Raw genomic sequence first — 14873 nt, forward strand, 5'->3', positions numbered from 1 at the left:
CGCCCGCATCCCCCGGCCTGGCCGCAGACCCCGGAATCCCCTCCCGCTCACCCGTGCACACCATCTCCAACGGACCCCCCGTCACAGGCCCACCCCGAGAAACACCCCCAGGAGCCGCGGGCGCCCCAGACGCAGCAGGAACCACCCCACCACCCCCACCAGCAGCAGAACCACCCACAACCGACGACGACGGCGGCGGACCACCATGAGCAGTAGTCGACCTCTGGGTCGCGGAGAACTCGATACCTGGAGTATCACCGCCGTCTGTCGCGCGTTCTACGTTGAAGTCTGGTGTGTCTGCTGCTGTGGGCGGTGCGAACAGTGTGAGGGCCAGGGCCATCACTGCGAAGGCGCTGCCAGCGCGCCCCCGCGCCTCACTTGACGTCTTGGGCATCTTTAGCCGCTCCTTCCATGACTCGCCAGGCACTCCCGTCCCACCGAACATGCAGTTTGATAATGGTTGTGTAGACTTCGCCCTCCTGGAATCCGCTGCTTGTGTAGCCTTCCGCAAGGTGCTCGTCGAAGCGGAGCTGAACGCCATACGCGTTGGAACCGTACTCGTCCTCGGGGAGTTGCTCGATCGCTTGAGTCTCTAGCACGTCTGTATACCCTTTTGTTGCCCAGTAGCCGTGTGCGTAGAACTCCTCGACTTTGGTGATCGCGTTCTGGCAGTACATGCAGCTCTCTTCGCTGATGGACTTCAAGGGGCCTGTGTCCCCGGTGTTCCACGCGTAGGCCCGGGCCTTGAGGTAGTAGCGGGCTGTGGCTTTCGCTCCTGCCTCGTCGCCTTTGCTCATCTGCGCGGGCTGGGCTGGTGCCTTGTCGGTGACGGGCGGGCGCTTCAAACTCCCGTCGGACTGGACCTGGTAGCCATGGCTCATCCCGTAATCCGGCTCACCGCGGAAGAACACCACATACGCCCCCACCGACACCACAGCCACCAGAACAACCAACACCACTAGGGCCCGCACACCCCACCGCCGACGGGGCCCCTCATCCACAGGAGTCCCCTTGTACGGGTCGATCCCCCGCGCCCGCAACGCCGCGTCCCGAGCCAAAGCCTCACGACGCAACCCCTCCACATACTCACGCACCACCGGCGACATCCCACCACCACCATCGGGCAAGTCATCGACAGGATCCCCAGCAGGCAGATTGTCGGCGAACCCGTCGCCGACAGAAGCACCGTCAGCCGACTGGTCGCCGGTGGACGGGCTACCGCCCGGCCCGGCGGGCGTGCTGCGCTGCCCCTTCCGACCCGCTAGACCTGTCCCGCCGGTTTCCGCGGTGCCGTCGTCTGACTGGTCGCCGACGGGCGAGGTTTCGTCTGAATCCGGATCGCCGACTGGTAACCCGCTGCTGGCGGGCCCATCAGTGGAGTGGGCCCGGAGGCTGGAAGCGTCGGCGGGCCTGTTGGTGGCCGGATCATCGACGGTCCTTCCCGGTGCGGCGCGGTCGCTTGCGAGCCCGGTGCTGGGCCTGGTGCTGTCCATGGCGTGCTCATCGTCTGTGTTCACGCGGTACCACATCCTTGTGCCAGGAACGACCCACATTAGTGGCCTGCTTCACTTGCTTCCGATGCTAACGCCTTGCGCGCCCCCGGCGCTAGACCCCCATCATGGTCTGTGGATAACCGTTCCACCTGCCGTGGATGGAATCGGGCTCCGCCCGACCAGGAGCCGGATGGTGCCGAACTCGGAACGCCCTCGGTAGATGATTCCAGTCCGCCTATGTCAAGAAAGACCGTAGTCAACGATATTGGGGGCAATGCGCCTGATGGTGCTGGGTGTTCCCTGACCCCTTCGGCGTGTCGAACGGCAGCTGAGCTGCACAAACGCCACTCCGGATCGCCAGTGGCCGAACAGGGGGTCGTTTGACCAATGAGCACGACCCTAGTTTAGGGGACTTTTCGTTGGGAACACAAGGGTCGCCACCGGCGCCCGAATCAGCTCCCGGCCTGCCGCTTTCCAACCACTTCCCAACGAAAAGTCAATGCCGGCACCCACGGAAATACTGTGCAAGCCGCTCTGAAGGTTGTAGGGTAAGTCTATGGGTGTTGCACAACCGCAGTGTGAGGGTGGCACGTGAACGCCGACGAACCGCATTCCCCACCCAAGTGGAGGAGGCTCCGGAGGCGGTAGTTGGCTTGGCTGTTATAGCTTTGGGTGATGCCGCGTAGGTGTGCCAGGTGCCCGTCTGTTCCGCCCGTAGGGCCTGTGGGCTCCCGAATCCCGGGGGTATAAGCAACGTTTATGGCCCTGCCCGGCGAACATACGACCCAGCCGATCCCATTCGTCGCCGCATCAATGCCCTTTCCTCGATGGTGATGCGGTTCATGGCCACGTGGTCCGCGATCGGGCGCCAGAACCCAGCGGAGGGCGCCTCAGGGGAGCTCGACCCGTGCTGGTGCCTCCCTGACCTCCAGGGGCCGATCCGGGGCTGCTCCGGCCGGGGGCAGGAACCTGCTGCCCGTGCTCCAATCTCGGGTTCAAACCGGGGCTGCTGCGGCCGGGGGCAGGGGCGCGGTGCCCGTGAGCCAGCTGCGGCGAAGACGAGCAGGGTGTTCAATGGGGCATAGGGGCTGGCGCGCGGAGGGTCCACGTTGATACGATTGTCAACGTTGAGCTTACAGTTTGTAAACGCTGCGACTGACGTTGCTGGTCAACGCGCAGTCGATCACAACGACGTGAAACGCGGACGAGAGGAACCGGGCGCATGCGGAACGCAAGGAAACGGACGGCACTGGCGGCACTGGCCGCGCTCTCACTCATAGGGCTGCCAACAGCCGCGCACGCAGTGGCGGGCGAGGATCAGGCGGGCGGTGCCCCAGGCGGCGCCCCCGGGGTGGCGACCGCAGTCGGAGCCGACAACACAGCGCGGTACGAGGAAGACTCCGTGGCGCAGGACGAGGCGGACGCCCAGAGCACGGACGAGGACGCTCCAGGCGCGGCTGCGGAAGGCGCCCAGAGCACGGATGGGGCCGGAGAACAAGCCGAGTCCTCGGGGGCGGGGGCCAGCACCCCGATCCCCGACATCCAGAAGACAGGGGAGGGGGACGACTCCGCCCTGGTCGGGAAGACGGTGACGACTGTCGGCGTCGTCACGAGCGCCCACCCGAGGGGTGAGGACGGCCTGACCTCCACGCTCGACGGCTTCACCATCCAGACCCCCGGGACCGGCGGGACCCAGGGAGCGGAGCGGCAGAGCTCCGACGGCCTCTTCGCCTACGTCGGCAAGGCGGATGTGGCCATGCCGTCGATCGGCCAGTGCGTGCGGGTGACGGGCAAAGTCGTGGAGTACCCGGCGACGGGCGCCAAGACCCCCGCTCAGACGCAGAGCCTCACGCAGCTGGCTGTGCGGTCGGTTGAGACCATCGACGGATGCGATCCGGTGACCCCCGTCCCCTTGACCGCGGTGCCCACACCCGAGCAGATGGAGGCGCTCGAATCGATGCTCGTCGCGCCGCAGGGCACGTGGACCATCACCGATAACTACCAGGCCAACCAGTACGGGACCCTCTCCCTCACTCCGGGCAACGAGCCGCTGCGCCAGGCAACCGACGTCGTCGCACCGGGCGACGCGGCCAGGGCGATGGAGGCGGAGAACGCCGCCCGCACCATCGCCCTCGACGACGGGACGAGCACCAACCTCCAGCGCGGTGCCGCCACAGGTGTGCCCTACGCGTACTTGGCCAACGGCTCCCCGGCCCGGGTCGGCTACCACGTGGGCTTCACCGCGCCCGTGATCCTCGACTCGCGCCACTCCGCGTTCGTCTTCCAACCGACGCGGATGGTCGCGGCCCACCCGGACCGCTCGCCCGTGAGCATCTCCGGCGAGCGCCCCGGTGTCCCCCAGGTCGAGGGGGACGTGAAGGTGGCGACCTTCAACGTCCTCAACTACTTCTCCGACCTGGGCCAGGACGAACCAGGGTGCCAGGGGTACCCCGACCGTGAGGGCGCGTTCGTCACCACGAAGAAGTGCAAAGTGCGCGGCGCGTGGTCGCGGGCCGCCTTTGAGAACCAGCAGACGAAGATCGTGCAGGCCATCAACGCGATAGGCGCCGACGTGGTCGCTCTGGAGGAGATCGAGAACCCGGTCGCCGCGGGCGCCGGCCAGGACCGCGATGGCGCGCTGAAGGCCCTGGTCGATGCGCTCAACGCGCACGCGGGCGAGCAGGTGTGGGCCCACGTCCCCAGCCCCGCGGCGGTCCCCGCGGACGAGGACGTCATCCGCGTCGCCTTCATATACCGCCGCGCCACCATCGAGCCCGTCGGTGAGTCGAAGATCCTCGACGACCCGGCGTTCACGGGCCTGGCGCGCCAGCCCCTGGCGCAGGAGTTCGCCCCAGTCGTCTCCGCGCCGCGCACAGGGAAGAACTTCGTCGTCGTCGCCAACCATTTCAAGTCCAAGGGATCGGTCCCCAAGGGCATGGAAGAGGGCAACACGGACACCGGTGACGGGCAGGGGAACGCCAACGCCATCCGCGTCGCCCAGGCGCGCGCGCTCGCGGCCTTCGCCGAGCAGTTCGCAGGCACGCCCACCCTGCTGGTCGGCGATTTCAACTCCTACTCGAAGGAGGATCCCCTCAAGGCCCTCACCGACGCCGGATGGGTCCACAAGTCGGCTGACTCTGCGGCGTCCTACGTGTACGGCGGGCGCTCCGGCTCCCTGGACCACGTCTTCTCCAACGCCGCGGCCGACCCCCTGGTGCGCGGAGTCGCCTCGTGGGCCCTCAACGCCCAGGAGTCCGTGGCCTTCGAGTACTCCCGCGCGAACTCCAACGCGCACCTGGCGTTCGAGGCGGACAACCCCTACCGCTCCTCGGACCACAATCCTGAGATCATCGGGCTCAACGTCATCAACAACGGAGCGGGCCAGGACCCGGCGCCGGATCCCTCGGCGCCGCCCCAGCCCGAACCCGGGGCCCCTGCCCCCGCACCGGGCGCCGGTCCCAAGCCCCGGGGCGGACTCGCTTCCACGGGCGCCCAGTCCTGGGTCGCGATCATCGCCGGCGCCCTCCTGGCAGCGGGGGCGGCTCTCGTGACGAGGGCGCGCGGGCGCCGCTGACGGCGCAGCCCGGGGACCGGGGCCGTCCTCCCGCGGCGCGGCGCCCGGCAGCGCGGCTTCGGCCCTTGGACCGGCGGCGGCCCGACGAGGCACAGACATCAACACAACCAAGGAAGGACAGCACATGCACACGACGACAAGAAGGGCGGTGGTGGCCGGATGCGCGGCGTTCGCGCTGTTCGCCGCACCTATGACCGCCCTCGCGGAACCCGCTGACCCCGGGTCGCCCCAAAGCGGAGGCGCCCAGAGCGGGGCAGCGGATGCGCCCCAGTCGGACCCCGCGGCGACGCAAGGGGCCCAGGGGACCACGGAGAGCACCGGGGGAGCCGAGCAGGCCGAGGGCGTCGTGACCCTGGACCTGTACAACCTCACCGACGTGCACGGGCACATCGAGCAGGTCACCAGGAAGGGCAAGGTCGCCGAGGCGGGCCTGCCCGCGATGAACTGCTACCTCAAGCAGGCGTCGGCGACGAACCCGAACTCGTCGTTCACGCTGCTCGGCGACAACATCGGAGCATCCCCGTACACGTCGGGCGCGCTCAAGGACAACCCCACGATCGCCGCGCTCAACACGATGAACCCCCTGGCCTCCACGATCGGCAACCACGAGCTCGACATGGGGCAGGCCGTCTTCAAGCAGCGCATCGATGGGTCGAACCCCGACGAGTACGTCCAAGTGAAGTTCCCCTACCTGGGGGCCAACATCGAGGGCATGGGCACGTGGGGCAGTGAGAACACGCCGTACCTGGGCGACTACAAGGTGTGGACCTCGCCGTCGGGCGTCAAAGTGGCCTTCATCGGCGCCATCGCGCAGGACGTCCCCTACAAGCTGAGCCCCGGCACCACCAACGGGCTGACCTTCTCCAACCCGATCACGAAGATCGATGCGCTCGCCAAGCAGATCAAGGACAGCGGCGAGGCGCAGATCGTCATCGCCATGCTCGACGACGACGTGAAGAACAACTACCCGAAGGTAGGGGCGAACGTCGATGGCCTCATGGGCGGCGACACGCACGTCCCCTACGAGTTCGACAAAGTGGACTCCGTGGAGAAGCTGAACTCGGCGAACCCGCTGCTGGCGGGCGTCGCCTCGGGCTCGTACACGGACAACCTGGGCCTCATCAGGATCGCCTACGACACCAACACCCACAAGGTCGTGTCGGCGGATTCGCGCCTGATCCCGGCGGCCGACGTCGCCAAGTGCGGTGCCGACCCCACCACGCAGGCGGTCGTCGACAAAGCGGTGGCCGACTCGAAGGAAGCGGGCCAGCGCGTCGTTGGCAAGGGGTACACGCAGACCTTCGCGCGGGGCGTCTTCACGACCCCGGACGGCACCACCGAGCCCGGGTCGAACCGCGGCATCGAGTCCAGCCTGGGCGACTTCGTGGCCGACGCGATGCGGGAGACCATCATGACCCCGGACGGCAAGCCCGTGGACATCGGCATGATCAACGCGGGCGGGTTGCGCGCAGACCTCGTCCCGAACAGCGACGGGACGATCACCTACGCGCAGTCCTACGCGGTCCTGCCCTTCTCGAACGAGCTCGGCTACGTCACCCTCAAGGGGGCGGACGTCAAGGACGCGCTGGAGCAGCAGTGGAAGACGGATCTCAACTCCCAGAACTCGCGCCCCCTGCTCAAGCTCGGGCTGTCGGAGAACGTCCAGTACACCTACGACCCGGCGCAGCCCTACGGTTCGCGCATCACGTCCATGACGGTCAACGGCGAGCCCCTCGACCCCGAGCGGAAGTACACGGTCGGTTCGGTGACCTTCCTGCTGGAGGGCGGGGACAGCTTCGACGCGCTGACCCGGGGCGGCGCCGCGACGACCAACGGCAACCTGGACCGCGACAAGTTCAACGAGTTCCTCGGCGCGCACTCGGGCGCGGCGCCGCGCTCCCTGAAGGCCTCGGTGGGGATCACCCTGCCCGCTGAGCCCGTCGCCGACGGGGAGGCCGTGAACGTCGCGCTGCGGGGGCTGTCGTTCTCCGAGGGCCCGTCCGTCACGTCGAAAGTGAGGGTCGCCCTGGGCGGGGACAGCACCGAGGGCGATGTCGATAACTCCCTGGTCGATGCGCACGCCTCCGACGAGGCCGCGGTGATCACCGCCGACGGCGCCGGGCAGGCGACCCTCTCGGTCACCGCGGTGGGCAAGTGCGAGGGCAAGGCGGCCGGCGAGATCGTCAAGACGCCCGTCACGGTCGATACGGACTTCGGGCGCGTCGTCGAGGCCGGAGCCGGGCTCACCATCGACGTCAAGTGCTCCGGCGGGGCCCCCGGGCCGTCGCAGTCGCAGGCCCCGGGCGCGAACGGGGCAGGCGCACTGGCGAAGACCGGTACGAGCGCAGGTCTGCTGACCCTGGTCGCTGTGGTGCTCGCGGGCGCCGGGTGCGCGGTTCTGCGCGCTCGCCGCAAGCGGTGACCCGCATGTAGTCCCGGGGGCCGGGCGCCACCGCGCCCGGCCCCCGCGCGGCTACTCCAATTCGTTACCTTGCGAGGGGCGGACCACCTTGACATTCCACCCCGCGCGCGCAAGAATCTAGCCAAGCGTCAATCCTGCGTTTTACAAAAGTTCGATACGGGGGATTGGCCGCGGGGTTGTGGAGCCGGGCCCGTGCTCGCGCGACCACCCGTTCAAGGACGAACCACCACTTGGAGGGACGGATAATGAAAACTCTCACGAGGATCCTCGCGATCACCGGAGCGGCGTCGATCGCCCTGGCCGGATGCGCCGGAGGGGGCAGGACCGACAACGGCGGCGGCTCCACCGAGGGCAAGGACTTCAAAGCCTGCGCGGTCTCGGACGCCGGGGGCTGGGACGACAAGTCCTTCAACGAGTCCGCCTACGAGGGCCTCAAGTCCGCCGAGAAGAACCTGGGCGTCAAGATCAACACCGCCGAGTCGTCGTCCGACGCCGACTTCCAGCCGAACGTCGACTCCATGATCTCCGACGGCTGCAACCTCATCATCGGCGTCGGCTTCAAGCTGGAGCAGGCCCTGCACCACAGCGCCGATGAGAACAAGGACCTCCACTTCGCCCTGGTCGACTCCGGCTTCGTCGACGACCAGAACCAGAGCGTCACCCTGGAGAACGGCCGACCACTGGTCTTCAACACGGCCGAGGCCGCCTTCCTGGCGGGCTACGCGGCCGCGGGCATGACCAAGACCGGAAAGGTCGCCACCTTCGGGGGCATCCAGATCCCCTCGGTGTCGGTCTTCATGGACGGCTTCGCCGACGGGGTCGACGCCTACAACAAGGCGAAGGGCACCAGCGTCCAGCTGCTCGGCTGGGACAAGGCGGCCCAGAACGGCTCCTTCACCCAGAGCTTCGACGACCAGGCCCTGGGCAAGCAGCAGGCCCAGCAGTTCATCGACCAGGGCGCTGACATCATCATGCCGGTCGCCGGCCCCGTCGGCCTCGGCGCCGCGGCGGCTGCCCTGGCCGATGGGAACACGCGCATCATCGGCGTCGATAGCGACTGGTACGAGGCCAACCCCGACTACAAGTCGATCGTCCTCACGTCCGTGATGAAGGAGATCGGCGCCGCCGTCGAGCAGGCCATCAAGGACTCGGTGAACGGGAGCTTCAAGTCCGACGCCTACGTCGGCTCCCTGGAGAACGGCGGGGTCTCCCTGGCCCCGTTCCACGACTTCGACGCCCAGGTCCCCCAGGAGCTGAAGGACGAACTCACCGCCCTCACCGAGCAGATCAAGAAGGGCGAGGTGAAGGTCGAGTCGCAGAACGCCCCGAAGTAGGCATCGTCGGTGGGGGCGGGGCGGAGTAGTCGCGCCCCCACCACCCACCCCCGCGGCCGCGGGACCCGTTCAGTGTGGAAGGGAAGGGCGCTTAGGCGTGAAACTGGAACTCAAGGGGATCACCAAACGGTTCGGACCCCTCGTCGCGAACAACAACATCAACCTCACTATTGAAGAAGGCCACATCCACGCGCTCCTCGGCGAGAACGGCGCGGGCAAGTCGACTCTCATGAACGTCTTGTACGGCCTCCACGAGCCCGACGAGGGCGAGATCCTCATCGACGGCGAGCCCGTGCGCTTCAACGGGCCAGGGGATGCGGTGGCCGCGGGGATCGGCATGGTCCACCAGCACTTCATGCTCATTCCCGTTTTCACGGTCGCCGAGTCCATCGCCCTCGGATTCGAGCCGGTGCACCGGGCCGGCCTCATTGACACGGCGAAAGCGCGCAAGACAGTGGAGGAGGTGTCGGCGCGCTTCGGATTCGACCTGGATCCCGATGCGCTGATCGAGGACCTGCCCGTCGGCGCCCAGCAGCGCGTCGAGATCGTCAAGGCGCTGTCCCGCGAGGCGAAGGTGCTGATCCTCGACGAGCCCACGGCCGTCCTCACCCCGCAGGAGACCGACGAGCTCATGGCCATCATGCGCCAGCTGGCCGAGTCGGGCACGTCTATCGTCTTCATCACCCACAAGCTGCGCGAGGTGCGCGCCGTCGCCGACGACATCACCGTCATCCGCCGCGGCACCGTGGTGGGCACCGCCTCGCCCCAGTCCTCCGAATCGGAGCTGGCGAACAAGATGGTCGGGCGCTCGGTCATGATGAAGGTCGAGAAGGCCCCCGCCTCGCCCAGCGGCGGCGGCCTCGTCTTCGACGACGTGTCGCTCCTGTCCCCCTCGGGCGTGCCGGTCCTCGACCACCTGTCCTTCAGTGTGGAGCGCGGCGAGATCGTCGCCGTCGCGGGCGTCCAGGGCAACGGCCAGACGGAGCTCGCCGAGGCGATCCTGGGCCTGCAGACGCCGGACTCGGGCACGATCAGCCTCGAGGGCGCCGACATCACCCGCACCAACCCCCGCGCCTCTCTGGACGCGGGAGTCGGGTTCATCCCCGAGGACCGGACCACGGACGGGATCATCGCCTCCTTCTCCATTGCGGACAACCTGGTCCTCGACCAATTCGGCGAGGCCCCCTTCTCGAAGGGGCCGATGCTCAAACTGGGCGTCATCGACGACAACGCCCACGCGAAGCAGGAGGAGTACGACATCCGCCTCACGGACGTGTCCGACCCGATTTCGTCCCTGTCGGGCGGCAACCAGCAGAAGGTCGTCGTCGCCCGCGAGATGTCCAAGGAGCTCAACCTGCTCGTGGCGAACCAGCCGACCAGGGGCGTCGACGTCGGCTCCATCGAGTTCATCCACAAGCGCATCGTCGGAGTCAGGGACCAGGGGACGCCGGTCCTCGTCATCTCCTCCGAGCTCGACGAGGTCCTCGCCCTGGCCGACCGGGTCGTCGTCATGTACCGGGGGAGGATCATGGGGATCGTTCCCGCCGACACTCCGCGCGACGTGCTGGGCCTGATGATGGCGGGCGTCCCCCTCGACGAGGCCATGAGCGCTTCCGAGGAGCACAGCGACGAGTCCGGGGAAGGCCGCACGATGGAGGGTGAGACCCGATGAACAAGACCGCACACCAGTCGAAAGCGATGATCGTCCTGCGCCACGTCCTGGGGACGCGGTGGCTCGTCGCGATCCTCGCAGTCCTCATCGCCTTCGCCCTCGGGGCGATCCTCATCGTCATGACGGGAGCGTCCGTTTCCGAGGCGTACTACGCAATGTTCCGCGGGGCGGTCTTCGATCCGAACGCGGCGTCGTTCCAGCGTCAGATCAAGCCGCTGACCGACTCCCTGTTCTACGCGATCCCCCTGATCATCGGCGGGCTCGGCCTGGCGCTGGGCTTCCGGGCGGGCCTGTTCAACATCGGCGGGCAGGGCCAGGTGGTCTTCGGCGCGCTGGCCGCCGTCTGGGTCGGCTTCTCGCTGCACCTGCCGCCCGTGCTCCACACAGCCGTCGCGCTCGGCGCGGCGATGCTCGCCGGAGCCGTGTACGCGGGCATCGCCGGCGTCCTCAAGGCGCGGACCGGGGCGAACGAGGTGATCGTGACGATCATGCTCAACTCGATCGCCGGCCTGGCGCTGGGCTACATCCTCTCCCAGAAGGCATGGCAGGTCGCGGGGTCGAACCAGCCGCAAACGCCCAAGGTCGCGGAGACGGCCGCGTTCACGCGTCTGCTGCCCGCCCCCTTCAAACTGCACGGCGGGATCGTGATCGCGCTCCTGGCGGTCTGCGTCTTCTGGTGGCTCATCGAGCGCTCGACGCTGGGCTTCCAGCTGCGCGCCGTCGGCGCGAACCCGGACGCCGCTCGCACGGCAGGCATCTCCGTCGGAAGCGTCACAGCGGCGACCATGGCGATCTCCGGTGCCTTCATGGGGCTGGCCGGGGCCAATGAGGCCCTGGGGACCATCGGCTACGTCTCCAGGGACGTGGCCGGATCCATCGGTTTCGACGCGATCACCGTCGCGCTGCTCGGGCGGAACAAGCCCCTGGGGACCTTCGGGGCGGGCCTGCTCTTCGGCGCGTTCAAAGCGGGCGGCTACGCCATGCAGGCCAAGGGCGTCCCGATCAATATGATCCTCATCCTGCAGTCGGTCATCGTCCTGCTCATCGCCGCACCCGCCCTGGTGCGCTGGCTGTTCCGCCTGCCCAAGGAGAACAAGACGGGCCTGCGCGCCCAGCTCGCGGCGCTCGGAGCGGACCCGGCGGACGCCTCCGCTGGGGCTGCCGCAGACGCGCCGGCCGCGACTGATGGGAAGGCGGCTGGCGCCGCGACCGGCGAGCCCGAGGGCGCGAGCGCCCAGGGCACTGACGGGGGCGAGCGGGAGCCGCGGGACCGGGCGCCCGAATCGAAAGGAGAAGCGCGATGAGTGAGGCACGGACGATGGAAGACATTCAGGTCAAGCGCTCGTGGAAGATGCCGGTCGTCTACGCCCTCGCGGCGGTGCTCCTCGGCTTCTTCGCCTTCACCGCCCGGGGGGATGTCACCCTGCGCCTCAACGACAAGTCGCAGAGCCTGAACATCCCGGACATCGTGGCTGCGGGCGCGCCGATCCTGTGCGTCCTCTTCCTCTTCAACGCAGTGATCGCGGCGTGGAGCGCCTACTCCACGTTCCAGCGCCGGACGAACCCGCGCGCCCTCGAAACGGCCATGATGGGCGTCGCCGGAGTCGCCACCGTCCTCGGATTCCTCGTCTTCGCGGGATCGGGTTCCAACGGCGCGGTGACACTCACCTCCACGCTGGTGTCCACGGTCGCGATCTCGACGCCGCTGATCTTCGGCGCCCTGTCGGGCGTGGTCTCCGAGCACGTCGGCGTCGTCAACATCGCGATCGAGGGCGACCTGCTGGTGGGCGCATTCGCCGGGGTCATGGCGGCGTCGTTCTTCCGCACCCCCTACGCGGGGGTCATCGCGGCCCCGATCGCGGGGGCGCTGCTGGGCAGCCTGCTGGCCCTGTTCTCCGTGAAGTACGGGGTCGATCAGATCATCGTCGGCGTCGTGCTCAACGTGCTGGCCCTCGGGCTGACGACTTTCTTCTACGGGACGCTGATGAAGGACGCCCCCCAGGAGCTGAACACCAACCAGTTCGCGCTCGGCGCTGTCAAGATCCCGCTGCTGGCGGAGATCCCGATCATCGGCCCGGTGTTCTTCAGCCAGACGATCCTGGTCTACCTGATGTACGCGGCGGTCGTGCTGCTCACCGTCTTCCTGTACCGGTCCCGCTGGGGCCTGCGCCTGCGGGCGTGCGGCGAGCACCCGAGGGCCGCGGACACGGTCGGCATCAACGTCAACCGCACCCGTGCGACGAACGCCATCCTCGGCTCGGCGTTCGCGGGGCTGGGCGGCGCGGTCTTCACCCTGGGCTCGGGACTGTCGTTCACGGAGAACATCTCCGCGGGCAACGGCTACATCGCCCTAGCGGCGATGATCCTGGGCAAGTGGCACCCGTTGGGGGCCATGGGCGCCGCCATCATGTTCGGATTCGCGCAGGCCGTCGCCCGGCTGCTGCCGAACATCGAGCCGTCGATCCCCTCGGACCTCGTCTCGATGATCCCCTACGTGGTGACGATCATCGCCGTCGCCGGGTTCGTCGGCAAGTCGCGCGCCCCCGCCGCTGAGAACGTCCCCTACGTCAAGTGAGCGGGCAACTGGGAGGACCATCATGGTGGATGTGGATTGGCAACGGCTGAGCGCCCTCGCCGTTGAGGCGATGGAACGGGCCTACTGCCCCTACAGCGGCTTCCCCGTGGGCGCCGCGGGGCTGACCGCCGACGGGCGGCTGGTCTCGGGGTGCAACGTGGAGAACGCGGGGTACGGGTGCACCCTGTGCGCCGAGTGCTCCATGGTCAGCGAGCTCGTGCGCACGGGGGGCGGCCGCCTGGTCGCCGTCGCCTGCGTCAACGGGAACAAGGAACCGGTGGCCCCCTGCGGGCGCTGCCGCCAGGTCATCTACGAGCACGGCGGCGACGAGTGCGCCGTCCTCATGCCCGCGGGTGCCATGACGATGCGGGAAGTGCTTCCCGGCGCCTTCGGACCCGACGACCTGGGCGAAGTGGCGGGCGCTGCGGCGCCCCGCGTTTGAGATCACGGGGGCGGGGACGGGAGCCGTCCCCGCCCCCCGCATACGGAGACCATGGAAGAAGGAAGAGATGGAACAGTTCGACGCGGTTGACGTCATCCGCACCAAGCGCGACGGCGGCGTGCTCAGCCATGACCAGATCCGCTGGGTGATCGACGCCTACACGAGGGGCGTGGTCAAGGACGAGCAGATGGCGGCACTCGCCATGGCCGTCTTCCTGCGCGGGATGGGACGCGCGGAGATCTCCCAATGGACGCGGGCGATGATCGAGTCGGGGGAGCGCATGGATTTCTCCGGTATCGGGCGCCCCACGGCCGACAAGCACTCGACGGGGGGAGTCGGCGACAAGATCACGCTCCCCCTGGCGCCCTTGGTCGCCACTTTCGGCGTCGCCGTCCCCCAGCTGTCCGGGCGGGGCCTGGGGCACACCGGCGGTACCCTCGACAAGCTCGAGTCCATTCCCGGATGGCGGGCCTCGTTGTCCAACGATGAGGTCCTCCACCAGTTGGGCGAGGGATGCGGCGCGGTGATCTGCGCGGCGGGATCGGGCCTGGCGCCCGCGGACAAGAAGCTCTACGCCCTCAGGGACATCACCTCGACGGTCGATTGCATCCCCCTGATCGCCTCGTCGATCATGTCGAAGAAGATCGCGGAGGGCACGGGCTCGCTGGTCCTCGACGTGAAAGTCGGCTCCGGCGCGTTCATGAAGGACATCGACGACGCCCGCGAGCTCGCGCGCACCATGGTCGATCTGGGCGCCGACGCGGGCGTGAGGACCCGGGCGCTCCTCACAGACATGTCGACGCCGCTGGGCCTGACGGTCGGCAACGCCCTGGAGGTCGCCGAATCGGTCGAGGTCCTGGCGGGCGGTGGGCCCGCGGACGTCGTCGATCTGACGGTGGCGCTGGCGCGGGAGATGCTGGAGTCGGCGGGAGTGCGCGACGCGGACGTCGAGGCCGCCCTGGCCGACGGCCGCGCCATGGACACGTGGCGGGCCATGGTCCGCGAGCAGGGCGGCGACCCCGACGCGCCGCTGCCGGTCTCGAAGCACACGCACACGGTCTGCGCGGAGGCGGACGGCGTGCTCGGGGCGCTCGACGCCCTCGCCGTCGGCGTCGCGTCGTGGCGCCTGGGCGCCGGGCGCGCGGTGAAGGACGATCCCGTTCAGGCGGGGGCCGGTATCGAGCTGCACGCCAAACCGGGCCAGCGCGTCCGCAAGGGGCAGCCCCTGCTCACGCTGCACACGGACGACGAATGGCGCATCCCCCGCGCGCTCGAATCGCTGGAAGGCGGGATCGGGATCGGGGACAGCGCGCCCGAGGAGCGCGGAGTCGTCCTCGAACGCGTCGAGTGAGCGGCCCGGG

9 protein-coding genes are annotated in these 14873 nt (G+C 68.4%); 8 read left to right on the top strand and 1 reads right to left on the bottom strand.

All coding sequences use genetic code 11. The annotated features are described in order from the left end of the window. Positions 1 to 374 precede the first annotated feature (374 nt). Positions 375 to 1517 carry a DUF6318 family protein gene (locus tag G447_RS12640; RefSeq protein WP_243442337.1) on the bottom strand — a complete coding sequence of 381 codons (1143 nt, stop codon included), beginning with the start codon at positions 1515 to 1517 and terminating at the stop codon, positions 375 to 377. Between the two features lie 1198 nt (positions 1518 to 2715). Here G447_RS12640 and G447_RS0107740 point away from each other — a divergent pair. The 8 genes from G447_RS0107740 (at position 2716) to G447_RS0107775 (ending at position 14863) form a co-directional block, all read left to right on the top strand. Continuing rightward, complete coding sequence (locus G447_RS0107740) at positions 2716 to 5067, top strand: ExeM/NucH family extracellular endonuclease (protein WP_026430635.1); 2352 nt, start codon at positions 2716 to 2718, stop codon at positions 5065 to 5067. A gap of 124 nt (positions 5068 to 5191) precedes the next feature. Continuing rightward, positions 5192 to 7489 carry a bifunctional metallophosphatase/5'-nucleotidase gene (locus G447_RS0107745; protein WP_026430636.1) on the top strand — a complete coding sequence of 766 codons (2298 nt, stop codon included), beginning with the start codon at positions 5192 to 5194 and terminating at the stop codon, positions 7487 to 7489. A 245-nt stretch (positions 7490 to 7734) separates the two neighbouring features. Further along, positions 7735 to 8823, top strand: a complete 1089-nt coding sequence (locus G447_RS0107750; protein WP_026430637.1) for a BMP family lipoprotein — start codon at positions 7735 to 7737, stop codon at positions 8821 to 8823. A 97-nt stretch (positions 8824 to 8920) separates the two neighbouring features. Beyond that, positions 8921 to 10495, top strand: coding sequence for an ABC transporter ATP-binding protein (locus G447_RS0107755; RefSeq protein WP_005867151.1), 1575 nt, complete (start codon positions 8921 to 8923; stop codon positions 10493 to 10495). A 26-nt stretch (positions 10496 to 10521) separates the two neighbouring features. Further along, the gene (locus tag G447_RS0107760) at positions 10522 to 11799 is read left to right on the top strand and encodes an ABC transporter permease (RefSeq protein WP_034476744.1); all 1278 of its coding nucleotides are present in this window, start codon (positions 10522 to 10524) and stop codon (positions 11797 to 11799) included. Then, complete coding sequence (locus tag G447_RS0107765; RefSeq protein WP_026430639.1) at positions 11796 to 13070, top strand: ABC transporter permease; 1275 nt, start codon at positions 11796 to 11798, stop codon at positions 13068 to 13070. Before G447_RS0107760 ends, G447_RS0107765 begins: the two co-directional genes overlap by 4 nt. 22 nt (positions 13071 to 13092) lie before the next feature. After that, the gene (locus G447_RS0107770; RefSeq protein WP_005867183.1) at positions 13093 to 13512 is read left to right on the top strand and encodes a cytidine deaminase; all 420 of its coding nucleotides are present in this window, start codon (positions 13093 to 13095) and stop codon (positions 13510 to 13512) included. A gap of 67 nt (positions 13513 to 13579) precedes the next feature. Next, complete coding sequence (locus G447_RS0107775; RefSeq protein ID WP_026430640.1) at positions 13580 to 14863, top strand: thymidine phosphorylase; 1284 nt, start codon at positions 13580 to 13582, stop codon at positions 14861 to 14863. The last annotated feature ends 10 nt before the right edge of the window (positions 14864 to 14873 follow it).

The sequence above is a fragment of the Schaalia georgiae DSM 6843 genome (genome assembly GCF_000429245.1).
Taxonomy (GTDB): Bacteria; Actinomycetota; Actinomycetes; order Actinomycetales; family Actinomycetaceae; genus Pauljensenia; species Pauljensenia georgiae.

Excerpts from the sequence above, each read along its gene's own strand:
- G447_RS0107740 (WP_026430635.1), top strand. The coding sequence starts at position 2,716 with ATGCGGAACGCAAGGAAACGGACGGCACTGGCGGCACTGGCCGCGCTC.
- G447_RS0107745 (WP_026430636.1), top strand. The coding sequence starts at position 5,192 with ATGCACACGACGACAAGAAGGGCGGTGGTGGCCGGATGCGCGGCGTTC.
- G447_RS0107750 (WP_026430637.1), top strand. The coding sequence starts at position 7,735 with ATGAAAACTCTCACGAGGATCCTCGCGATCACCGGAGCGGCGTCGATC.
- G447_RS0107760 (WP_034476744.1), top strand. The coding sequence starts at position 10,522 with ATGATCGTCCTGCGCCACGTCCTGGGGACGCGGTGGCTCGTCGCGATC.
- G447_RS0107765 (WP_026430639.1), top strand. The coding sequence starts at position 11,796 with ATGAGTGAGGCACGGACGATGGAAGACATTCAGGTCAAGCGCTCGTGG.
- G447_RS0107770 (WP_005867183.1), top strand. The coding sequence starts at position 13,093 with ATGGTGGATGTGGATTGGCAACGGCTGAGCGCCCTCGCCGTTGAGGCG.
- G447_RS0107775 (WP_026430640.1), top strand. The coding sequence starts at position 13,580 with ATGGAACAGTTCGACGCGGTTGACGTCATCCGCACCAAGCGCGACGGC.